The 1,169-nt window shown below is 29.3% G+C and carries 1 protein-coding gene; it reads left to right on the forward strand.

What is annotated here, in order from left to right; all coding sequences use genetic code 11:
* Positions 1-167: 167 nt before the first annotated feature.
* Positions 168-1,169 (forward strand): HNH endonuclease (locus D8872_RS10625; protein WP_376739493.1); only part of this gene is annotated, 1,002 nt, incomplete at its 3' end.

Here is a 1,169-nt window from a genome sequence, read left to right on the forward strand (position 1 = left end):
TCTCACAATGGATTGGAAGACTATTTTACACAACAAGATAGAGCCTTTCTAAAACTTATGATGGCGGACTACTCTACCTTACTAAAAGTAAAGGAAAAAATAGATAGCTCATCTGATGTTGATTGGAAGACTATTTTACACAACAAGATAGAGCCTTTCTAAAACTTATGATGGCGGACTACTCTACCTTACTAAAAGTAAAGGAAAAAATAGATAGCTCATCTGATGTTGAATGGGTTTTTAAAATACATGTGGAGAAATTTTCTGATTTGGTTAATCAAATTTATAGTCATTTAAAAAACGATTTTATAGAAGAGTGTGATGAGGAAATTAAGCAGTTAAAAATAGGGCATATTAGAGGAGTAAGTACTAGTATTAATCTGAAAAGAATATTATCATATGAGACTGATGATAATCTAGATAAAATTCGAAAAAAGAAAAATTTGACTGACAATATGCGGATTATTGTTGATAGAACAAAGAATACAAGAGAATTTATCGACTTGATTAAGAAGAATTTAAAATCTGAATTCTTAAAGGACTTTGAAGATATATTTCCGGATAAAATGGATATTTTGGTTGAAATGATGAGCTCAAAAAAATCGTTTAATGATTTAGTGCAAAGTTACAAGTTTGATGGAATTCATACTAAAAAATCTCATACAAAATTGAAGGATTATATTGTTGAACGATACAAAGAAAAGTTGGAATCCCATTATAATAGAATAGACAAAAAAGAGTTAGTTCGCATAACTGGTGTCACAGTTTGTCCATATTGTAATCGTAATTTTATTAATGTGACGGAAGAAGCAAATACGAGCCAACTAGATCATTTTTTCCCTAAGAATAAATATCCTCTATTCGCTTTATGTTTTTACAATCTGATTCCTTCTTGTTATGGTTGTAATAATAAAAAAAGTACGAGTAAATTTTATATCTCTCCCTATGATGAAAGTATAACTGATATTGATGAATTGTTGAAATTTTCTTGGAGTATAAAGTCTGCAGATTTTATTAATAATTCAGAAAGTATTGACATTATAATCACGGATGACATATCGGAGGAGGAGTTGAAACAATTAGAAATCAAGGATGACAAATCAGAGAGCAAGGATAAATTAAGTGTCAGACAGAAATTATTGAAGGATAAATATGTGATTGATACAAGA

Origin of the sequence: Streptococcus cristatus, assembly GCF_003943815.1 — a bacterium.
GTDB classification, from domain to species: Bacteria; Bacillota; Bacilli; order Lactobacillales; family Streptococcaceae; genus Streptococcus; species Streptococcus cristatus_F.